The following is a 22,231-nucleotide window of genomic DNA, read 5'->3' as shown; positions in this document are numbered from 1 at the left end:
TTATTTATTCCTCCATTAGCCTCCGAGGTTAGTTGACGGGTTTGAGTAGAAGGTACTCTAGGATCTTCATCATCCATTCACCCCAAGTATGTAAATCGTCCCCCGTACCAATTAGTAGATTCGGCTTTATTAATATTAATCAACTGTAACTAATATATAATAAAAAAAGCATCAAATGTTACAATGTTGTAACCATTGATTCATATTTTGCACACTAAAACTTGGCAGAATATTTAGTTATATACTTATGGAGATAGGTTAAGTTCCTTTAAAGGGGGTAGTTTATCACTATTCGAAAGAATTGAAATAATAATTTTGGTTACAATATTGTAACCAAAATTATTAATTTTCTTATTTTTGTTACAAAATATTTATCTATTATTTCATATAATACCCTTTATTTTCTAGTTCGTTGGTAAGATTATAACAAAAAAACAACCCGTATTTTTAGAAATCACGGGTTGTTGGGCTGATCATTACAAAGCTGTTATCATTTTATGTCGTTTTAGTACGGCCTGTTATTAGTAAAAGGAGGAAAGAAATAACAATAATAGAGACGGTCCATACCCATGCCATGGTTGTATTCCCACTGTCTACAGCGATATATATAGCAGTGGGTACAGTCTGCGTTTTTCCTGGGATATTGCCTGCAATCATGAGTGTAGCCCCAAATTCCCCCAGCGACCGAGCGAATCCAAGTATATAGGCGGTCATAAGAGAAGGCCATACAAGAGGAAGTGTAATATAGCGAAAGACTTGCCATTCATTTGCACCGATGGAACGGCCGGCTGCTTCAAGCTCTCTATCAACAGACGAAAATCCCACTTTCATCGTTTGATAGACAAGGGGGAAAGATACAACAATTGAAGCAATAACGGCTGCCCACCATGTGAATAGCAGAGGAGCATCAAATATGCGCTCTATTATTGTACCCACAAAGCTGTTTCTGCCAAAAAGAACAAGTAACAAAAATCCAACAACGGTAGGAGGCAGTACAATGGGCAGCATGAACGCAGTTTCAAGAATTAGCTTTCCGCGGAATGTTTTTCTAGACATCCATTTTGCGAGTAAGCTTCCTACAATGATCGTTACCATGCTTGATAGCAATGCGATCATTAGTGACAATCGGACGGGTGCCCAGAATAAATTCCAATCAATCATAGGCATTTCTATCTAAAGACCTTTAAACCCATATTTCTGAAATAGGGTCTTGGCCTCATCGGATGTAAGGAATTCATAGAATATTTTGGCCTCCTTGATGTGTTTACTTGCTTGAATAATACCCACTGGATAATGGATGGGTGCATAAAGCTCTGAATCAACCGTATGTACAATATTGACTTTAGATAGAACAGCATCTGTTTTATATACGAAACCTGCGTCAGCGTTACCTGTCTCAACATACTGTACTACTTGACGCACATCTTTAGCCTGTATAATCTTCGGAAGCAGTTTATCGTATAAGCCCAGTTTTTCTAATGCTTCTTTAGCATAACTCCCAGCAGGAACACTCTCTGGAATACCGATGGCTACAACTTTTACTTCCGAATTCGTTAGATCCGCTTCAGATGTTATATCAAACTCTCTGTTATTGGCGGACACTAGCACAAGTTCGTTTGTTAACAACGTTTCAGAGTAACCTTCCAGGATCTGATGGTTTTGAATCAGAGTCTGCATATTCTTTTCCGCAGCGGATAGAAAGAGATCGGCGGGAGCACCTTGTTCTATTTGCTGCTGCAGTGCGCCGGAACTTCCAAAATTAAAAGTAAGCTGGATTTCCGGATAATTCGCCTCAAAGATCGGCCGTAACTCTTCCAGCGCATCCGTTAAGCTTGCTGCAGCTGAAATGGTGAGCTCAGTGACCTCAGCCTGTGTAGAGGATAACTCTGAAGTAGATTGCTGCGATTGTTGCTTTGTAGATGTAGAAGTAGAGCCCGGTGTACTACCTGTGCTACCGCATGCGGTTAGAAGCATCATGAAGAGGAAACATAAACAAACATAACTAACCTTAGTCATTTTGATCATCATATCATCCTAACATTATCATTGATTATATTTAAATATAATTAATTATATTATGAATAGATGAGATGACAATACGAAATCGATTTCAAAGCTAGGGTTGAATTTATTCCGCTTATTAAAGAACGTTATAAACTGGTCTTCCTGGATCAACCCGAGAATACGGCACTCATTCAAACCGTGCTTGATATCTTTCGTTCAGATGTATTTCGTCATGAGCTTCATATGATTTCTGGGTATGATCTTTCGCAGACAGGGAAGATTATGCTGAGAATGTAAATGGGCTATATGCTCAGAACGTAAATATGCTATATATAGAAGCTTTAAAAAAAGTCGGGCTCTATTAACCGGTTTTTTTGTCTGTCAAAAAGAATCCATCAATTCTATACACGCTGTTTTAACAAAGATCAAATTCAGTTGGCCAGATTAGATATCCTCTAGTTTTCGTCCCATTATGAATGTCTTTAAAATAGGAAAGTAAACTGGGACGTGACAGTCCATCTAGTATGAAGACCATGTATTCGGCATATGTTTTCTGTGTGATATCATAAACCCAATCCAGCTGCTTAAGAAGCGGAGATATAGAACATATGGGAAGAAGCAGGTGGGTGTTTTGAAGCGGATTTAGCTTCTCTTTTAAATAGGATGTAATGTAGACAAAAGCTTCTCTGTCACGTGCAAGTAACATAATAATAGAATTAGGTTCTCTCTCGCGATAGCGGATATAACCTGCTAGTTCTTCACCGATTAGAATGGAAGATGCACGTACTTTGTTAGACGGGCTGATCCAGTCAAGGAGTGAATGTCCCGGGAGGATTGAAAAAGAAGATAGGCCGTAATTGGTTTCCCACATCTCATATAGTATAGGAAGATCGCTGGACTCTACACGCCGCTCCCGGAGGAAGGGCTTGGTTTCCGTTACAAAGATCGTTTCGAGCGGGATTTTCACTTGTTCATCCATCCATGCGTTGCTTCTAAAGCCAAATCGGCTATAGAAATGCGGGTGGCCCAGTACTGTGGATAATTCATATCCTTTCTGCTGAGCGCGGTGTAATCCTTCGGTAATTAAAGCAGAGCCAACACCCTGTTTTTGATATTCAGGATGAACGGATAGAGGAGCTAGGATTAGATTTTTCACCTTGTTTCCTTCTATTTGTACTTCTTGCGGGGTGAACAGAATATGACCGATGAATCGATCGTTCTTTAGGCAGACAAGGGAGAGTTCGGAATCGAAATTTTTCCGTGTACGAAGGGCACTGACAAGAGCAGCTTCTCCCATTCCAAAGTTATAGGCAAAAGCCAGGGCGTGCAGTTCCGCAATCGCATGGAAATCAGACGGGAGTTCGGAACGAATAATCCAGGAAGTCATGATATACACCTCATTTCTTTTAATAAAAAGGTGGAATCTGATAATTCTCATAAATGTAGAATGGCGTTACCATCGTTTTTTTATGCATAAGGAAGGACTGAGATCAGATAGATTTGGCAAGAAAGGAGAGGTTGCTAAATGTTTTTATTCATGAGATAATTGGAGTTTGCCTAATAAGAATTTGATAGTGTTGGAGGCGTAACCATGGAGCGATATCCTTTCTCCTATGATCCGTCAGAACCCTTCGTCAAGCAGGTCGGCGACTGGGTAGCGGACGTTTTTTATGATGTACTACCTGAACATGGATTTGATATCCGTGATGAACAAATATTTATGGCTTACCAACTGGAAAGAGCCTATGCGAATAAGAAAACAATTTTTGCTGAAGCAGGAGTAGGCACAGGGAAAACACTTGTGTATCTGCTGTATGCAGTTAACTATGCAAGGTATACACGAAAACCAGCAGTCATTGCCTGTGCAGATGAGTCGCTCATTGAGCAGCTTGTTAAGCAAGAAGGGGATATTGCTAAGCTTGCCCGTTATTTGGACTTACAGATCGATGCAAGACTTGGAAAATCTCCGGATCAATACCTCTGTCTCAAAAAAATAGACAGTGTTCGTCTTCAGGATGAAGATGCAGCTGTCATTGAAGACGTATATGAAACACTTCCTGATTTTGTCCATTCACCGGGCACGATGCAGTCTTTTTACCCCTATGGAGATCGTAAGGAATACCCGAATCTAAATGATGAACAGTGGAATAAGATCAACTGGGATACTTTTCAGGACTGTTTTGTATGTGATAAAAGACATCGCTGCGGCATGACGCTGTCTCGTGATTATTACCGCAAGGCGACAGACATTATTATCTGTTCCCACGATTATTACATGGAGCATGTATGGACTTATGAAGGAAGAAAAAGAGAAGGTCAGCTTCCGCTGCTTCCTGAGCATAGTTCGGTTGTATTCGACGAGGGACATTTACTTGAATCGGCTGCACAGCATGCTCTTAGTTATAAGCTGAAACATAGTGCTTATGAAGAGATTGTTACTCGGCTATTAGATGGAGAGGTTCGGGAGACACTCGCACTGCGAATTGAGGATTCGATTGATCAGAGCCAGCTGGTCTTTGAACTGGTTGCAGAACAAAGTACAGCCATACCTGGTTCCGACCGAAAACGTGTCCGCATCGATGATAAACTGCTTAGTGAACTGAATCGCTGGAAAAGTACGATCGAAGCGATTGATGAAGAGCTTGTATTTGAAAGCGGACTTCATACACTAGATGAATATAAACTGCGTATTGTCGAAGAGCATTTGGAAATGATTCAAACGGCACTTCATCTGTTCCGCGACCCGGCTCATTATATTTGCTGGGCAGAAGAAAGTGAGGACGGGGCAGCCACACTTGCCATTATGCCGCAAACAGTCAAAGAAGTATTAGAGGAACGAGTATTTGGACTCCAAATGCCGATCGTATTTTCTTCAGCAACCCTTTCGGTCGATGGATCGTTTGATTATGTAGCCAGCAGCCTTGGGATCAGTGATTATTTATCTTTCTCTGTAAACTCACCATACGATTACGAGAAGCAGATGAAACTGATTGCCCCAAGTGAACTCCTTGGAGAAGGAGATATGCGAATGGAAGTTGCTGCAGCGAAGAAACTCGCGATGGCTGCCAAACTAATCAAGCGTACCGATGGACGAGCTTTATTGTTGTTTAAAACGATGAATGAACTTCGTGAATTTAAAAAAGCAGCTTCTCATCATCCTTACTTTGCATCCTATAAGATGCTTTATGAAGGAGACCGGGAGATCAGCAGCTTGATTGCGGAATTCCAGAATACGGAGGAAAGTGTACTTTGTGCGGCTAGTCTATGGGAAGGACTAGATGTACCTGGACCTTCGCTCTCCAATGTTATCATTTGGTCACTTCCTTACCCGCCGGAGGATCCTGTATTTATGGCTAAACGGGAAGCTGCTGATTCAGCATATGAAGAAGTAGATCTGCCGTACATGCTGCTTCGTCTGCGCCAAGGACTCGGCAGACTCATTCGTTCTTCCACAGATGAAGGGATTGCTGCGATTCTGGATGCAGAAATTCTAGCTAATTCCAATGTGAGAGAGCGAGTCGAAGCCGTCTTGCCCCCTGGAGCTAAGCTCTCAGTAGAATCACTGTAGTATCATTATAAAAGAAGATAGAATCAACCTAAAAAAGACCTGTTTTGTACCCAGTTCAAGTCATAACGTTAGACTTGAAGCGGATCATAACAGGTCTTTTATTATTTTTAAATTTTGTGATGAATAGACAGAGGCAGAGGTGAAACGTTAGAACATGCCCATACTTAGATATCTTTCGCCCGTATCTGGAGCGATACAAAGCACTTTATGTCCAGGTCCTAGCCGTATTGCAATCTGCATAGCCGCCCACACCGATGCTCCGGAAGAAGGTCCAACCAGTAACCCTTCTTGTGAGGCGAGTTGCCGCATCGTATGAAGAGCCTCCTCATCCTTCACCTGGATAATTTCATCCCAGACGTCTGTATTTACGATGGGAGGAATAAAGCCGGGACTTGTTCCAACTAACTGATGAGGGCCTGGTTTACCGCCAGATAGAACGGGAGAACCTGCGGGTTCTACTGCATAGATTTTTATGCTCGGAAGGTGTTCGCGCAGAACCTCACCTGTCCCTGTAATCGTTCCTCCGGTGCCAGAAGTGGCCACAAAGGCATCCAGATTTCCTTCCATTTGGGTAAGGATTTCAAGTGCAGTCGTAGTCCGGTGTGCATCAGGGTTTGCGCTGTTCTCAAATTGCTGCGGAATAAAGCTGTGAGGAATGCTTTCTTTTAGCTCCTGTGCTTTACGAATTGCACCAGGCATCCGTTCTGAAGCGGGAGTGAGTACGACCTCTGCGCCATACGCTCTCAAGATTTGAATGCGTTCCTTGCTCATATTATCGGGCATGACAAGAATGGCTTTGTATCCTTTGGCTGCCGCATTCATCGCCAGGCCAATGCCCGTATTTCCACTTGTCGGTTCAATAATGGTTGAGCCAGGAAGCAGCAGTCCGTCAAGCTCTGCTTGTCGGATCAGATTGAAGGCAGCGCGGTCTTTTACACTTCCGCTGGGGTTAAAATACTCGAGCTTTACATAAACTTCAGCATGTTCAGAACCTAGCATACGCTGTAATTTTACAGCCGGTGTATCTCCGATAAGATCTGTAACATGCTCAGCAATTAACCGATTTTTATGTTTCGAGGGTGTTGTCTGCTTAGAATTCATGCCATAGTCCCCTTTACGATCCAAGTTCCTGTTATTATGACATGAAATTCTATAATGTGTAATGATATGTAATAAAGTGAGTTCTTCATAAAGGACATAAAAGAGGCGGAATGAACTCTCTCTTTACCTTTCTGAACCTGCAGACAGATCTATACCAAGATACGCACTCATTTCTTTTTTTACCTCTGTTTTAGCAAAGGTCCATAGAAGAAACAGGCGCCGCCGATATCCCCTGCATAAGTAGAGGGCTTCGATGCCTTCCTTTTGTTTCGACTCTTCATATACCCGGATTCCGCGGGTACGCATATCTGAACGAAGGCTCGTCAGGGACACGGTAACCTCAGATTGAAGCTTGGAAAGACGCAGTATATATACCTCAGGCATATGCAGAGCAACTTGCCTTATCGAATCAATATCCTGTTCAAGAACGTCTAGAATTAATGTGTAGATGAGATACTTTTTGATTAGCAAATGGTCCGCTTCAGAGGGAGCGGGAGGGGTGGATGGCACCGTCATCCTTTTCACTTCCTAGCAATCGGTAATATAAATAAAATTTGTTATTTATAATTTACAGAACATATGTTCCTATATTATACTATTCAATATAAGATGGCATTATACTTTTTGGCAAGTGGATAATCTAGGAGAAATCCTGGGCGAGTGGTTTAAGAGGGAGGGATTACTTATTGCTGCATCCTCTTGAAATATACGTTTGGGGTTTGGATACATAAGAAAAAAGGACGAGCATCACCTATTAGAAAAGTGAGCCGTCCTAACCTAGTTTAGATATGATATGCAGATGGTTCATACTTAAGCCATATATTGCGGTTTGTCATAGAGAGCTTCTTTTTCCAAAATGACCTTGTATGGACGCTCTTTGCCCTTTAGTGACGGCCCTAACGTAGTAATAGGCTGATCTGGTTTCTTGAAAAGGTCGCCTCTGTCACTTTCGGGTGCAGGTCCGGTGGAATCCGGGGCAGCGCTCAGACGCACCTTGGGGGCTCCTCTTTTCTTTGTGAGCCTTTGTCTGATCGGTTTCATCCCATTTCTCCTCCTAACAGGTCATGAATAGCACTGAATAATTGGCGATTATCATGGTCAATCTGCTGAAATAATTCGTCACCTGCCTCGAGATGTCCCACAAGATGCACGGTGAATACATAATTACTTGCTACAGGATAGCACAGCATATATTCTTTCTCAAGATAATCGTCATATAAGTTGACCTTGATTTTATTCTCTTTAAAAGCATCTACGGTAAGGATCCGGCTTGGATCATCCGGAGATTTCCCGTCGTTTACATCCAGTGAGTATTTACGTCCAATCTCTCCCACATTTCCTGCCACTTGCTGGAGATATCCGGATTCTGTGGTCCGATGAACGGTAGTTCCTCGGACAAGAAAATGAGGACGGGAGACAAATGTGGTTCTCAGCGTATCACTCATTCGGTGAAGCATCTGGTCATCAGCCTTACGGGAGCGCAGCAGTTCGCGAAAGAAGCGAAGCAGCTTGAGAAGCTGAATTCGTTTACTATCTTCTTCTTGGCGGACCTTGTTTATTTCCTTTTGAACCGAAAGGTCAGTCCATGGGCCTAGCATATCCATAACTTCTGTGATCTTATTACAGGCCACTGCCACGGCGGGGGCCCATTTCCCATCTGAGCGGATTTCATAATGTAAGGACCCGAGTCCAAGCAGATCGGATGGCATTCGCATGCCTTCCACTTGGGATGTATCTTCGAGTTCCTTCACATGCTCTGGTAATATAAAGAATATGCGTTTTCTACCTAACTTGCTCATAAAAAGACCCATCTCGAACAGGGTGTTATCCCGTACCGTTGCTACCACTTTGCCACGAATTTTCGCGACGTCATCTGGATGAAAAATGAAAATGGCGAAGTCATTATTTTGTACTTCTTTTTCGAGATCCTCAATCGTATAATTCCCCGGATTAAATACACCGGTATACCAAGGAGTCACTTCAGCCGCATATCTAAGGTTTTCATGCACCGCTGCGGCTATAGGCTTCGCTTCAAGAGAACATCCAATGAACGCTCTAGGCTTTTTAGTCATCATAGTCCGCTCCGCCTCGCTTAACGGGATTTCAGTTTATATTTAGATCTTTTTCTATATTATACCATTTACCCTTTTTTGACGAACCCAAAAACATCACATGGCAAAGAACGAGTCATTAGTACTAGTTCACTGCGACTGAAGCAACAGGAACATAAAGAGAATGTGCTACAAATTTCATAGATCAATATATGAAGGAAACCTTGTATCTTATGAAAAGGAAATTTGGCATCATGGTAACAAAGACAAAAAACCATACATTTATAGCAATATGCCGTTCCTAAACGCAGGAGCCCCCACATAAATTATAAGGGACAGGTCGTTTTTACTTTTTCTCTATGTTTAAAGCATGTTATAATAAGGGTAATCATATGTATTAGAACTGCTCGTGCGAGCAAAATATATGGTTAAACAAGAAAGGATCTGGATACCATGAGTCCCCGAAGGACAGAGCCCCAAAGGACGATTTGGAAACGCAACGATTCCTCCTATACTTAGCTTCCCTTACGTAAGTAGAACAAGTCACCCATAAATGATGACGGTACTTATGCGTAAGGAGAGGTTATAAATGAAAATTCGAAGGATGAATTCCTCTATAGAGCACCTCCCGCATAGGTACGGTCAATCGACCAAACTACTAATAATGCGAGGGAATCTGTATGAGGACAATGGAACAACTACGAAAGAAAGAAACTGAGAGGTATGGTAATAAAGTTCCTGCACTGCCTGCTTTTTTGAAAAGCACAGGCATGATGATGTTTGGAACGATGCTGATGGCATTTGCGTTTTATCATATTAATTATGTCAATCATCTATCAGAAGGTGGGTTTGTAGGGCTTGCCCTGCTGGGAAGTTATATCGCCGGATGGCCGGCTGCGCTTACTTCTTTACTGCTTGATCTGCCAATTATTCTGATTGCTTGGTATTTGATGGGACGTAAGTATATGTACAAAGCATTATTAGGAGCCATATCGTTCTCCTTGTTTTATGAATGGTGCGAGAGATATTCTCCGCTTGTCATTAATTTGCACGGAAGCTTGCTTGCTGCAGCCATATTCTCTGGTATTTTAACGGGGATCGGCGCAGGCCTCGTCATACGAAGCGGCAGTGCGACCGGTGGAGATGATATTCTAGCGGTACTCATAAGTCAGCGGAGCCGGTTTAAGATAGGTACTGTATTCTTTTTAATGGATGCAGTGGTTTTGGTAGTATCTCTTGCTTTTATGCCGCTGAAAGAGACGCTGTATACGATCCTTGCTGTTTGGATATCAGGCAAATTAATTACCTTGGTTACACAAGGGTCTAATCAGTCTCATCCTAAAACCGAAACAGTGCCAAGTGTACCATATAAACAAGCGATACAAGATAAAGTAAAAATTTCATCCACCGTACCGGTTGTACAGCCTGCCCCGAAACCTGCAAAAGCTATTCTTACGAATAGCCAGCGGAGCTTAGCGGGAGTAAGCGTGCATCCATCCAGTACAGGAGGTTCCTAGTTAAAGGGCTGCAAGTAAATAGAAACGAAGACTAGCGTCTGGAGGAATCCAGGCGTTTTTTCGTTGCGGAAGTTTGTTAAGATCGTAATGTTAAGATCGTATGTTAAGATCGTGATGTTAAGATTGTGATGCTAAGATAGGGAGGTTACGATCGTGTGATTTTTAGTAATAGGGAGATTTGGGAATTGAATGGGGGTGGGGGATGGTGAGCACTATACTATCTAACAAGAGAACGTTCGGCGGAGTCGTATTAATATTGCTTGGGATTTTTATCTTATTAACGAAAATGATACAAATGACAGGGACTGCTCCTATGAATGAAAAGCTGCTCCTAATCAGTGGATTCGGAGAGTCTATCCCTGATCAACCTCAGCATGAAGTGACCTTATCTTATTCAGGGACCATAGAGAATCATACCCATCAGTCTCTAACGATTCAATCGGTAGAACCGATCCTTTCGGTTGAGGCAGCAAACCTGCAAATTCACCCGGAGAAACAGATTCTTATCTATGATCGGGTTCTAAAGAAAAGAGAGAGTCTTCATGTTAACGGAGAATTTCTACTTGATACGAGTCAGCTGACGGAAGAAGAAATGAATAAAATACTGCCTGGTGTTATTGCTTATAAAATTACATATAACCAAGATCAAGAAGTTGTACTGAACACGGTGCCTTGAAGTTAGTATAAGATCAGTCAGGTAAAGATTAATTATAACGTTTCTTTCACTGTCTCTTCTCAGCAGAAGGGAGTTATAATGTGGTTGTCGGGCCGACGAAATTCTTTCTGAAAGGAGATGATCCATTTGATCAAAAATCGTGAGGTGACTTTCGCTTAGGCGAAAGAAGCATTGATAAGGGGGGAGGACATATGTCTCTCCTCTCTTTATAACTATCCGTTTTGAAAAATAAGGGAATTATAAAATATAATGGTTGTATATCTGAACGTCCAAAATTATAATAAATGTAGATGGAATCCAATTTCATAAGAGTTATGAAATTGATTTGATTACATATCAAAAAACAAAGAGAGGAGGAAGCGGCATGTTGACATATCAGTACATTCAAATACCACAATTTCATACGAAAAAACCAAGGTGTCATAGATGAATGATCATCTGTAATGCAGCTGAGTTACTCGGATCTGAGCAGGATATTTTAACCTCTGAGTCAAGTCAAAGCAGCACTGCACATATGTTTATAAGTAATGAACTACCTTTGGAGCAAAATAGATCCAAGGTTTTTTTTGTTTTTAAGCGGCATAGTTCGCAGTGGATTCTAAAACCAACAAATCGAAAGGAGGCGTAAACATGCAAAATTTATATAGCGCATGGAAACAAAATTTGAGATCAAACATATCCGTATTCGAGGAGGACCTTTATCGTGAGGTACAAAAATGGAAGAGAAGCGCTTCCCCCTAGCCTGTTAAAAGAGATTCAAAAATATATCCAGGGTGATCTGATCTATATACCAAAAGCTACCGAAGAACGAGCAAGATGGGGTGAAAAAAGCGGAGCCCGCAAGGAGCTGGCTCAGCGTAACGCAGAAATCACTCTTCATTATTCCAAGGGATGGACCGTACCTGAACTTGTTCAGAAATATCATCTTTCAAGTGAAAGCATTCGTAAAATTGTTGTGAAAACATGGTAGTGAATACGAATTACCGGCATGAGGGTTTCATACCTTTGTGCCGGTTTTTTTATTATGTCCATACACAATAAAAGGAAGTTTACTTTTACATGATTTACTGGATGAGTACACATACTTGGTATGAATAGGATGCTTAAGTTCATAATTTGCTTGCTTGATAATCAAAACATTGTGAGGAGAAGTAAAATGTTGAAAACAAAAATCATATGTACAATGGGACCCGCCTGTGATTCCACTGACTTACTGAAACAAATGATACAGTCAGGAATGACCGTAGCTCGGATAAATATGGCTCATGGAGAGCTGGAAGAGCATGTGAATCGTATGGAACGCGTTAGATCAGCAGCAAAAGATCTCGGAACTTTTATCCCCATTATGCTGGATATTAAAGGACCGGAAATACGGATTGGTAAACTCAAAGAGGCTTCTGTCACTTTGGAAACAGGGAAAGAGCTGATCTTGACGACCGAGGAGATTCTAGGAGAAGTTCACCGAATTGGTGTCAATTACGCGGAAATGAATGAGGTCGTAAATCCGGGAGATACCATTCTCATTGATGATGGACTCGTTGCCTTAAATGTAAAGAAGGTAGAAGGTACGGAAATCTATTGCCAAATCTTAAACGGAGGCGTTCTGAAGCCAAGAAAAGGCGTGAACCTGCCTGGGATCAAAACGACGCTTCCGGGTGTAACCGAGCGTGATAAAAAACATATTGCATTTGGTCTCGAAAATAACATTGAGATGATTGCAGCATCGTTTGTACGTAAAGCAGCAGATGTGGAAGAGATCCGGGCCATACTGAAGAAAAACCAGGCGGAACATGTTCAGATCTATTCCAAGATTGAAAACCAAGAAGGCGTGGACAATATAAAAGAAATCATTGAAGCCTCTGATGGTGTGATGATTGCCCGCGGTGATCTTGGGGTTGAAGTTCCCATCGAAGATGTACCGATGATGCAGATTGATATTATCAAGCAGTGTAATCTGGCAGGTAAACCGGTGATTGTAGCTACTCACATGTTGGATTCAATGCAGGTTAATCCGCGTCCAACCCGGGCCGAAGTAAGTGATGTATCAAACGCGGTGCTTCAGGGTGCAGATGTTGTTATGCTATCCGGTGAATCGGCAGCCGGTAAATATCCGCTCGAATCAGTGAAGACCATGGCAGCTGTTGCCCAAAAAGCAGAATCCTTAATTGATTACCGCGATAATTTCTTCAAAAAGCGGGAACAACATGCAACGAATATTACGGAAGTGATCAGTCAAAGTGCCGTAAGTGCTTCCCTGGAACTAAATGCTAAAGTGATCATCGCTTCCACCGGAAGTGGATTTACGGCAAAAGTTATATCCAAATATCGTCCGAAAGCTCCCATCTTGGCGATTACTTCTAATGAGAAAGTGCTTTCTCAAATCTGTCTCTTCTCTGGAGTTTTCCCGTACCTTGGGGAAAAAGTAAACTCAACGGATGAGATGTTTGAATCGATTACTCGAAATGCGGCTACCAAAGGATTTATCTCATCGGGAGATACCGTAGTTCTCTCTGCAGGTGTACCGATCGGGATTTCAGGCACAACGAATCTAATTAAAATTGTACAAGTGTAAGATTTAAAGTTAATAATTTGGATGCAGTAACGAAAGGTCTAGAAGCTGTGCAGCATATGGCTTAACCTTTCGTTACTTTCTTATAGAAAAGCTGGAGGTGTAGTTACATGCCCGATTGGATTGAAGTTGCGCTGAGGACGCTTTCAGCCGTTACCGTACTTTTTATTATCACTAAAATATTGGGTAAGCGACAAATATCCCAACTATCCCTTTTTGAATATATTACAGGGATTACACTCGGTAACTTGGTTGGATATATCTCACTGGACTTGGACAGCACCTGGTACTTGGGATTTGTAGCTTTGGCAGTATGGATTGTAGTGTCTGTCGGAGCTGAGTATTTCACCATGAAGAATAAAAAATTTCGAGATGTAGTTGATGGGAAATCAACCGTCCTTGTCGAAAATGGTGCACTAATTGCTGATAATTTACGGAAAGAAAAGCTTACAGTCGATGAGTTTCTAGAACAGCTGCGTAAGAAAGATGTGTTCCGAGTATCGGATGTAGAGTTTGCTATTATGGAGCAGAGCGGTGAAATTAATGTGATGCTCAAAAAGGAATTTCAACCTCTCACCGCAGATGCGCTCGGTTATCGACTAATGAAAGAACAAGAGCCTAAAACCATTATTATTGATGGACGTATTCTGCCGGAGTCTTTGAAAGATACAGGATTTAATGAAAGCTGGGTCCAGAAGCAACTGAAAGCTTTACATCTTCCCCTCAAGCATGTTTTTATTGGGCAGGTGGACAGTAAAGGTGAACTGACGGTCCAAACCGGGAGCAAAGCCTTACCTAATTCAGCTCAGCCCCAGCCTAATGCTCAAATATCTGATCTTCTAACACAGTTTCAAGATGAACTAACGATGCGTAAGAAGTTGGCACAGACTGATAAGGATCAATTAGAGTATCAAGAAGCGCTGGATACATTGAACCATGCTATGAGCGCATATCAGAGTACGAAAAAGCCGTAACATAGCGATATGTGACGGTTTTTTTATTGTATAAATACAGTTTTTCTTGTCTCAAGAAGTAAAACATACTCATATTAACCATAAAAAGGTATACTGTAATGCAAAAGATCTTTCTACATTTGGAGGAGGGTTTCTTGAATGCAGCAGGCTGTCATTGGTATTGACATTGGAGGAACGAACATAAAGGCGGGGATCGTGACTCTTACGGGTGAATTGATTGTTGACCGTACCCTTCCTACCTACTCGGAAAATGGCAAGGAAGCCTTACTAAACAAAATAGAGGAGATAGCCAAAAATGGTTTGGAAGAGGCGTCATATCATAATTTACATATCCTTGCTCTTGGAATAGGAACCGCAGGGTTTATAAACCTGGAGGGGGAGATCGGAAGCGCTACAGCCAATTTACCCGATTGGAAAGGTACTCCGCTGCGAGCAGAATTAGAAAAGAGAATCGGGATCTCCGTTTATGTGGATAACGATGTCAACATGCTTGCACTAGGGGAGCGGTGGCAAGGATCAGGAAAAGATCTGGATCACTTCCTATGCGTAAGTCTTGGGACAGGGATTGGAGGATGTTTGATCTTAAACGGACTTCCTTACCGAGGAAGAAGCGGTTATGCAGGAGCCTATGGCCACCAAGTAATTCAAATGAATGGTGTACCTTGTACATGCGGATCAGCAGGATGTTGGGAACAATACGCGTCAGTCACTGCACTGAAAAGACAAGCAGCAGAAGCAGGCGAAAAAGCCTGGGCTGAACATCCCAGACTCCTATTTGATGAGATGAGAGCAGGTAATAAAAAAGCACAAGACCTTATCCTGCAATATACAGAATATATTGCAGTCGGCCTGTCCAATCTGATCCATCATTTTAATCCGCCTGCTGTTATCATTGGCGGCGCTGTAACAGAACAGGGGGATGTATTATTCCAACCGATACGATCCTTTGTTCAAAAATTTACAATGGATGGTTTTGCAGATCGTCCGGATGTGCCTATCCTTCCTGCTAAGCTTGGGAATAGAGCAGGAGTAGTAGGTGCTGCAAAGCTTGCGATTGTAAGAAGCAAAGCCTAATTGTACATTTTTGAGGTTTGGATCTTCCCCTGCTTATCATGGATAATGAGACGGATGTTTTTGGATGAGACGATTTCCTTCGCTGCTTTTACCGCTTCATCCTTCACATCATAGATATGTTCGGGTTTCTCATTACCTTCTTTTTTCACAGCCCAACCGTCCTCGCTAGGTACAACATGGATGTTTCGATGTTCACCGGTGTGAGCTGGCGAATCTGATTTTTTGGAAGAAGGATCGGACTTCCTGGTTTTGGTTTGAGTTTTCGTCTCTTTTTCCGGATGATTCTCATTCCATTCTTCTACTTGTGCAGTAGCAATCGCTATCGAACGGCCTTCTTCATATCCTTCGCCGAGCAGGGCATTGGCGATTTCAATTGCTTTATTGCGTACACGGGGTTCTAAGTTTTTCATGGATGGGGGATAATCTGTTTTATTCCAAGGCATATAGGTTCCTCCTGTAATCGAAATTTAGTTAGCAGTGAAATCTTACTATTACGTTGTAATGAATTACCCTTTATATAGGTAACAAAAACAGAAGAGAAATGAACTGGACTTCTGAACTACTCGTTTAAGGCAAAGGAGTAACCCTAAATGATCTATCAATTGGCACTACCCTTTTTATTTACGATGATTATTCATGCTGCAGACAGTATGTCTTATGCACTAAGGCTCGGTGGAATGAGGACACGAAGAATAACAATAGCCATCTCATTGTCCGGCATGCTCTTATTATTATCCCGCACGTCTAATATGGCACAAGGTCCGCTGCTCGGTTCTATGATTGATTCCGCTAGAGAAAGCGGTGGTGGTTCCATTCAGATGGGACTGCATATCATTATTCTGGCCGCTGCAGTAGGCACGATGATCGCTATCCTTTTCTTTCCGACAACGGTACGCTGGTCAGCCAGGATGGTTGTCCATTTAGAGAAGGCGGGCTCGATCCCGGCAATGATGAAGTCATTATTTCATTTTTCAAAAGTGAAAAATGCGTGGTCTTATGTCTGTCTGCCTCGGTTATCTATGATGAGACAGTTGGTGACAGGGGGCCTCCCCCGCAGACTCATGCTGCTTAATATGATCGTAACTGCTATCTATACTTGCGGTGTACTTGCTACTCTGTACGCTGCATATATGAATCCTCAACAAGCGGTAACGCTTCACAATCAACAGGGCTTATCAACGGGATTGCGACCATTCTTCTCGCTATGTTGATAGATCCGAAGTTAGCTCTCTTAAGCGACCGTACGTTACGCGGAGAGATTCCTGTAGCCCGCATGAATAATTTATGGGTCTATGCTGGTATCTCGGCTTGCTGGAACTGTGGCAGCTCAGTTTCTTCTTATTCCTTTTGCCCTATGGATCAGCTGGATTGTCGGTTTTCTATAAAAACAAAAAGCGCACACTCCATAATAGACGAGTGTGCGCTTTTATTAGATCGACATATTATTTTTCGAACAGAGAAAGATATTCGCCATACCCTTCTTTTTCCATATCCTCTTTCGGTACAAAACGAAGTGCGGCAGAGTTAATGCAGTACCGCAGACCATTCTCACCAGGACCGTCATCGAATACATGACCAAGATGGGAGTCTGATTCTCGGCTTCTTACCTCTGTACGAATCATAAAGTGGCTAAGATCCGTTTTTTCTTTGATGCTGTAGCTACGTAAGGGACGAGTAAAGCTTGGCCAGCCGCAGCCTGCATCATATTTATCTTGTGAGCTGAAAAGAGGCTCACCCGACACGATATCAACGTAGATACCCTCACCCTCGTGATCCCAATACTCGTTTTGGAAAGGAGGTTCTGTTGCACTATTTTGGGTTACTTCGTACTGAATAGGAGTCAGGCGTTCTCTCAGATTATCTTGTTTCTTGCTCGCAGACCAGTGTTGCTCTATAAAGTCTTCACGCCCAGAACCCTTGCGATACCGTTTGTAGTGAGCAGGATTCTTTTTATGATAATCTTGATGATATTCTTCCGCTTCATAGAATGTAGATGCCGGAAGAATAGGAGTGAAGATCGGTTTATCAAAACGTCCGCTTGCCTCAAGAGCTTGCTTTGAAGCCTCTGCTTTTACTTTCTGCTCTTCTGTATGATAGAAGATAGCAGTTTGGTAAGAAGTACCGCGGTCATGGAATTGTCCGCCTGCATCCGTAGGATCGATTTGTTGCCAGAACAGGGTTAGTAACTTTTCATAAGGAAATACTTTTGGATCAAAAGTAATTTGTACCGCTTCTACGTGACCCGTTGTATCCGAACATACTTCCTCGTATGTTGGATTCTCGGTGTGACCGCCTGTGTACCCTGATTTAACTTGAAGGATGCCTGGAAGCTCTTCAAAAGGGGACACCATGCACCAAAAACATCCTCCAGCGAATGTAGCTTTTTCTGTATATAATGGTTCCATAATATAATTCACTCCAATCTTGATGAGATCATTGAACTTAAGGTTTTGCGTAGATGTATTATATCCCAAACCTGGCCGGTAAACCAATCTTTGGTTACGAGCCGTCCTCAACCTCTTGTATTTGCTTTAACCTTTTTCTGTACGATACAAACGCAAGTACCAAAAGCAGGACATATATGATGAAAATGGTAAGCGTAGCAAGCGGATGCTCTGCAGCGTTTTTACCCGCATATGCATATAGCGCAATACTCGGCAATCTTCCGAGCCCCGAAGCAATCATATAACTCCAGAAAGGGAGACCAGCCGTACCCGCATAAACATTCACTGCCATTTGGGGGATAATCGGAATCATTCTTGCGAGAAGCACCGCGCTGAATGTTTGCTCCTGCATCATGATCGTCAGGCCTTTAAGTCCTGGAATCTTTTTTAAATAACTGTCGCCCGTATCTCTCAGCAGCCAGCGGAATACACCGTACGTAATAAGAGATGAAATCATGGTGCCCAGCCAGCTTACCATACCTCCCATAACAGGACCAAACGCATAACCTAATAAAGCGATGATGAGCTTAAACGGCAGGACGGGGAATATAGCAAAAACGGTGGTGAGGATTGTGAGATTCGTATAGGATGCGTTATTTTGTGACCAATCCATAATCTCATTACGATAAATAAACAATACCCCGAGTAAAGGAATATACAATAAACAAAAAAGAAGCCATTTTTTCAAACTAAATCATTCCTTACAGGTAGTATGATCTCCATTATAGTCTAACAAAGAGTGAATGGATAATCTGATTTGATATTAGATGCATTTTGATTGTTTTTTGCTTGCTTGGTACACTAGTTGCAGACTAAAGATGAAATGAGGGATACGGGATGAATGCTTCGAAACGAATTAAGGTTGCCGTCATCGGACTAGGTGATATTGCAAGGAAAGTATATTTGCCTATATTATCAGTACATCGGGGCGTTGAAATTGTAGGTGTGCTGAATCGATCCTATACCAAAGTCGAAGAAGTAATGCATCTGTACCGAATTCCGAGAGGGACATCTTCAATGAAGGAACTGCTCAGCTGGGAACTGGATGCGGTGTTTATACATAGTTCTACGGAATCGCATTTTGAGATCGTTATGGCTTGTATTGAAAAAGGGATCGCGGTTTACGTAGACAAGCCTTTATCCTACCATTTGAAAGAATCAATAGAAATGGTTGCTTTTGCAGAATCCGCGAATGTACTCTTAGCTGTCGGCTTTAACCGTAGATTTGCGCCTCTTTATAGAGACGCAAGGGATTGGATTGCTGAAAAGGGAAGCATCGAAAATATGTCTTTAAGCAAACACCGCAGTAAACTAAGCACCGATTCTGCTCGGATAACCGTATATGATGATTTTATTCATATGATCGATACTTTATTATGGCTTAGCGGGGAAGATATTGAATGGATATCGCACGGGCTGCATATGAATTCAAGCGGCAGTCTGCTGCAAGGTTATGGCCATATCCGATATGGTAAGAACAAAGAAGGTTTCGGAACGATATCTACTCATCGCTTGGCAGGAACAGATCTTGAGAGAGTGGAGCTGCACGGATATCATCGTTCCATCGTGGTTGAACAGATGGAAACGGCAAGAAGATGGGAACCAAGTTCCGGTGAAAGCATTCGGACGTTTGGAAGCTGGAATTCCATTCTTGATCGAAGAGGATTCACTTTTGCAGTGCAGCATTTCCTGGATCATATAGGTAAAGAGCCAGAACAGTGCGAACTGCATGCTGCACATGTACTGGCAAGTCATGAACTGGCCGAGCAAATACTAAGCAAAACGTAACTTTATGAGTAGTAAATACAGGAGGAAACGGTTATGGAATATAAAACAAAAGAAGAACAAATCATTGAAAGCTATAGACAAGATGAGGATATGATGATCCTGGTGTTTGCACAGTGGTGTGTAAACCATGGACTAAACCCCGAGGAGTTATATCAACAAGCATACCCTGATCAAAAACATAACGAGAGACTCCAGCATGTACTAAGACTTGTTGTTCCTAAGGAAGAAGCAGGAGAAATTCCTGATGATACACTCCTTGGAGTCTTATCGTTATACGGTAATGAAGATCTTGCGATCGTCGTATCTGAGGTGATCGCAAATCAGGTAAATAAACAGAAAAATTAAAGCAGTTGTTCCCTATGTATGGTGCGGAACTCTCTAGGTGCCATGCCATATTTGGACCGAAATACCCGGTGGAAATAAGTGTAGCTGTTGAATCCGCAAGTTTCAGCAATATGTTCAAGCGGCATAGGACTAAAGATAATGCGTTCCCGGGCCATATTCAGCCGAACATCCATCGTGTACTGCATAATGCTGGTATCAAATACTTCTTTAAATAAGTGGACGGCTCTAGACACACTAATCCCTACACTCGATGCTACATCTTCTAGTTTGAAGAGAGTAGAGGCGTTTTCTACAATATAATTTTTGATCTGAAAGGCAAGATATCCGTTTTGTGTGGATGTAGGCTGCTCTGTGAGAAGCCGGTCGATTTCAAGACACAAGATACGCATATAGTAACTTGGAATTTCCGGATAAGGATTGGCGATCCGCCGCTGTTCAAGTACGATTTGTCGGAATAAAGTGAGTAAGTTTTCCGTTAAATCAACCTTAATCAGCGTCGGACGCTTTTTTTTATTCCACCATTCATCAACCCATTGCCCGCTAAAAAAAATGTGATAATCCCCGCTTTCTACAAGGACCTCTCCTAATTTATTTTCTTCAATATCGATTTTTAATTCATATGGCTCGGTAGGATGATATAAAAGAAGGTCCCCTGATTCGATATAGGTTAGCTTTCCATTCACTTTGGCACGGCAGCGACCATCCGTTTGAAGCCGCAGCAAGTAATTCTTAACTCCATCTGACTGTGAAAAATAGTAAGGTTTACTGTGAAATGAGAAACCCGCTGTAAGAACCTGGCAGATTTGATCAGCTGTCATATTAAGAACTCCTTGGATTAAAATTATGACCAGATTGTTCATGTTTTTATCATATACTTCATTTTAATTTAAAACTAAATCGAATACTATAGAACCAGGATTTAATGAGTTGTATTTTTCCAAAGGTTACTACGTCAGAGGAGTGACACAGCTCGTGGAAATGAAAAAAATGAAAGCAGGCATCATCGGGTGTGGCAATATTAGCAGTATCTACCTTACCAACCTGAAGAATAGCCCTGTAATTGAAGTCGTGGCGTTAGCCGATCTAATTATGGAACGCGCCGAGGCGCGGGCAGCTGAATTCAATGTAGAAAACGTTTACACGGTAGATGAAATGCTAAATAATAATGAAATTGAACTGATTTTAAATTTGACGGTACCCGGCAGTCATGCCTTAACCAATATTGCGGCTCTGCAAGCAGGAAAGCATGTTTATGGCGAAAAGCCTTTTGCGATTTCCCTTGAAGACGGTCGTAAGGTAATAGAACTTGCGGAAGAAAAGGGGCTCTATGTTGGATGTGCTCCGGATACGTTTTTGGGTTCTGGAATTCAGACCTCGATTCAAGCGATTCAAAAGGGTCTGATCGGCACCCCAGTATCCGCTACTGCATTTTTTATGGGGGGAGGACCTGAATCCTGGCATCCGGATCCAGAATTTTTCTACGCTTACGGCGGTGGACCGATGCTTGATATGGGACCGTATTATTTAACAGCACTCGTCAAAATGCTTGGCCCGATTAGAAGAATCAGTGCGTCGGCAGGAATTCAGATTCCAGATCGTATTGTCGGTTCCGGGCCAAAACAAGGACAGAAGCTGCAGGTACAGACTCCAACCCATTTAGCAGGGACCATTGATTTCATGAATGGGGTCATCGGAACTATGATTGCGAGCTTTGATATTCCCGCAGGGTCCAGTTTACCGTTGATTGAAATTCACGGTACGAAAGGTACACTGCAAGTTCCAGACCCAAACTTTTTTAATGGAGAAGTCAAACTAAGAAAATATGGATCAGAGAAATGGGAGACGCTTGAACCTGTGTTTGTGAGTGAGCAGAATGAGCGCGGAGCAGGACTGAATCAAATGGTAGAGGCGATTCGAAGTCAGACACCTGCCGAAGCAAGCGGACAGCTTGGTTATCATATTCTTGAAGCAATGCATGCCTTTGAGCGTTCTTCCCTAGAAGGAAGGCATGTTCTTTTAGAAAGTACTTTGCCAGAATCTACAGTAGACCAGCAAGTAATGAAGTTAAACTTTGTAAATGAGAACGTTTCATAGCCTATGTAATAACTAATTCAATCAGC

At 42.2% G+C, this 22,231-nt stretch carries 21 protein-coding genes, 1 pseudogene and 1 riboswitch; of the genes and pseudogenes, 11 read left to right on the top strand and 11 right to left on the bottom strand.

Translation table 11 applies throughout. The annotated features are described in order from the left end of the window. Positions 1-2: 2 nt before the first annotated feature. Positions 3-136: riboswitch (cyclic di-AMP (ydaO/yuaA leader) on the bottom strand. A gap of 359 nt (positions 137-495) precedes the next feature. From modB to QPK24_RS17080, 3 genes are all read right to left on the bottom strand, one after another. Further along, complete coding sequence (modB, locus tag QPK24_RS17090; protein WP_285743200.1) at positions 496-1,161, bottom strand: molybdate ABC transporter permease subunit; 666 nt, start codon at positions 1,159-1,161, stop codon at positions 496-498. Between the two features lie 12 nt (positions 1,162-1,173). Beyond that, the gene (gene modA, locus QPK24_RS17085; protein ID WP_285749392.1) at positions 1,174-2,025 is read right to left on the bottom strand and encodes a molybdate ABC transporter substrate-binding protein; all 852 of its coding nucleotides are present in this window, start codon (positions 2,023-2,025) and stop codon (positions 1,174-1,176) included. A gap of 394 nt (positions 2,026-2,419) precedes the next feature. Then, positions 2,420-3,391: a GNAT family N-acetyltransferase gene (locus QPK24_RS17080; protein ID WP_285743198.1), complete on the bottom strand. Its 972-nt coding sequence runs from the start codon at positions 3,389-3,391 to the stop codon at positions 2,420-2,422. 204 nt (positions 3,392-3,595) lie between these two features. Here QPK24_RS17080 and QPK24_RS17075 point away from each other — a divergent pair, with 204 nt between their 5' ends. Then, entirely contained in the window at positions 3,596-5,572 is a 1,977-nt protein-coding gene (locus tag QPK24_RS17075) for an ATP-dependent DNA helicase (protein WP_285743196.1), read from the top strand. Between the two features lie 147 nt (positions 5,573-5,719). Here the strand turns inward: QPK24_RS17075 and cysK are convergent, their stop codons facing one another. The 4 genes from cysK to QPK24_RS17055 form a co-directional block, all read right to left on the bottom strand. After that, positions 5,720-6,673 carry a cysteine synthase A gene (gene cysK, locus QPK24_RS17070; protein ID WP_285743195.1) on the bottom strand — a complete coding sequence of 318 codons (954 nt, stop codon included), beginning with the start codon at positions 6,671-6,673 and terminating at the stop codon, positions 5,720-5,722. A 123-nt stretch (positions 6,674-6,796) separates the two neighbouring features. Further along, positions 6,797-7,189 (bottom strand): YhjD family protein, encoded by a 393-nt coding sequence (locus QPK24_RS17065; RefSeq protein WP_285743193.1) that lies wholly within the window; start codon positions 7,187-7,189, stop codon positions 6,797-6,799. Positions 7,190-7,483: 294 nt separating this feature from the next. Then, on the bottom strand, positions 7,484-7,714 hold the full coding sequence (locus tag QPK24_RS17060) for a hypothetical protein (protein WP_285743191.1): 231 nt from the start codon (positions 7,712-7,714) through the stop codon (positions 7,484-7,486). Next, positions 7,711-8,748, bottom strand: coding sequence for a nucleotide-binding protein (locus QPK24_RS17055; protein ID WP_285743189.1), 1,038 nt, complete (start codon positions 8,746-8,748; stop codon positions 7,711-7,713). The genes QPK24_RS17060 and QPK24_RS17055 overlap by 4 nt, the downstream gene beginning before the upstream one ends. A 656-nt stretch (positions 8,749-9,404) precedes the next feature. On the opposite strand from QPK24_RS17055, the gene QPK24_RS17050 reads away from it, so the two are divergent. The 6 genes from QPK24_RS17050 (at position 9,405) to QPK24_RS17025 (ending at position 15,534) form a co-directional block, all read left to right on the top strand. Then, positions 9,405-10,241: a YitT family protein gene (locus QPK24_RS17050; protein WP_285743187.1), complete on the top strand. Its 837-nt coding sequence runs from the start codon at positions 9,405-9,407 to the stop codon at positions 10,239-10,241. Between the two features lie 202 nt (positions 10,242-10,443). Next, positions 10,444-10,917 (top strand): hypothetical protein, encoded by a 474-nt coding sequence (locus tag QPK24_RS17045; protein WP_285743184.1) that lies wholly within the window; start codon positions 10,444-10,446, stop codon positions 10,915-10,917. A gap of 703 nt (positions 10,918-11,620) precedes the next feature. Next, positions 11,621-11,887: a CD3324 family protein gene (locus QPK24_RS17040; RefSeq protein ID WP_160033536.1), complete on the top strand. Its 267-nt coding sequence runs from the start codon at positions 11,621-11,623 to the stop codon at positions 11,885-11,887. Between the two features lie 186 nt (positions 11,888-12,073). After that, positions 12,074-13,489 carry a pyruvate kinase gene (gene pyk / locus QPK24_RS17035; protein ID WP_285743181.1) on the top strand — a complete coding sequence of 472 codons (1,416 nt, stop codon included), beginning with the start codon at positions 12,074-12,076 and terminating at the stop codon, positions 13,487-13,489. Between the two features lie 107 nt (positions 13,490-13,596). Then, complete coding sequence (locus tag QPK24_RS17030; protein WP_285743179.1) at positions 13,597-14,460, top strand: DUF421 domain-containing protein; 864 nt, start codon at positions 13,597-13,599, stop codon at positions 14,458-14,460. Between the two features lie 138 nt (positions 14,461-14,598). Next, positions 14,599-15,534: an ROK family protein gene (locus QPK24_RS17025; protein ID WP_285743177.1), complete on the top strand. Its 936-nt coding sequence runs from the start codon at positions 14,599-14,601 to the stop codon at positions 15,532-15,534. Here the strand turns inward: QPK24_RS17025 and QPK24_RS17020 are convergent. After that, complete coding sequence (locus QPK24_RS17020) at positions 15,531-15,977, bottom strand: DUF2188 domain-containing protein (protein WP_285743176.1); 447 nt, start codon at positions 15,975-15,977, stop codon at positions 15,531-15,533. The genes QPK24_RS17025 and QPK24_RS17020 overlap by 4 nt on opposite strands. 147 nt (positions 15,978-16,124) lie before the next feature. On the opposite strand from QPK24_RS17020, the pseudogene QPK24_RS17015 reads away from it, so the two are divergent. After that, positions 16,125-17,062 (top strand): annotated as a pseudogene (locus QPK24_RS17015) (lipid II flippase family protein). Here the strand turns inward: QPK24_RS17015 and msrA are convergent. Further along, on the bottom strand, positions 16,977-17,939 hold the full coding sequence (gene msrA / locus QPK24_RS17005; RefSeq protein ID WP_285743170.1) for a peptide-methionine (S)-S-oxide reductase MsrA: 963 nt from the start codon (positions 17,937-17,939) through the stop codon (positions 16,977-16,979). The pseudogene QPK24_RS17015 and the gene msrA sit on opposite strands and share 86 nt — an antisense overlap. A 94-nt stretch (positions 17,940-18,033) precedes the next feature. Next, complete coding sequence (locus QPK24_RS17000) at positions 18,034-18,666, bottom strand: TVP38/TMEM64 family protein (RefSeq protein ID WP_285743168.1); 633 nt, start codon at positions 18,664-18,666, stop codon at positions 18,034-18,036. Positions 18,667-18,815: 149 nt separating this feature from the next. Here QPK24_RS17000 and QPK24_RS16995 point away from each other — a divergent pair, with 149 nt between their 5' ends. Further along, the gene (locus QPK24_RS16995; RefSeq protein ID WP_285743166.1) at positions 18,816-19,766 is read left to right on the top strand and encodes a Gfo/Idh/MocA family protein; all 951 of its coding nucleotides are present in this window, start codon (positions 18,816-18,818) and stop codon (positions 19,764-19,766) included. A gap of 33 nt (positions 19,767-19,799) precedes the next feature. Then, positions 19,800-20,111 (top strand): hypothetical protein, encoded by a 312-nt coding sequence (locus QPK24_RS16990; RefSeq protein WP_285743164.1) that lies wholly within the window; start codon positions 19,800-19,802, stop codon positions 20,109-20,111. Here the strand turns inward: QPK24_RS16990 and QPK24_RS16985 are convergent. Beyond that, a complete protein-coding gene (locus QPK24_RS16985; protein ID WP_285743163.1) occupies positions 20,108-20,929 on the bottom strand; it encodes an AraC family transcriptional regulator in 822 nt (273 codons plus the stop codon). The genes QPK24_RS16990 and QPK24_RS16985 overlap by 4 nt on opposite strands. Positions 20,930-21,089: 160 nt before the next feature. On the opposite strand from QPK24_RS16985, the gene QPK24_RS16980 reads away from it, so the two are divergent. Then, the gene (locus QPK24_RS16980) at positions 21,090-22,205 is read left to right on the top strand and encodes a Gfo/Idh/MocA family protein (RefSeq protein ID WP_285749391.1); all 1,116 of its coding nucleotides are present in this window, start codon (positions 21,090-21,092) and stop codon (positions 22,203-22,205) included. Positions 22,206-22,231 lie beyond the last annotated feature (26 nt).

Origin of the sequence: Paenibacillus polygoni, assembly GCF_030263935.1 — a bacterium.
Lineage (GTDB): Bacteria > Bacillota > Bacilli > Paenibacillales > Paenibacillaceae > Paenibacillus > Paenibacillus polygoni.
Note: the sequence above shows the minus strand (reverse complement) of the source record. Positions and strands in the feature narration are given on the sequence as shown.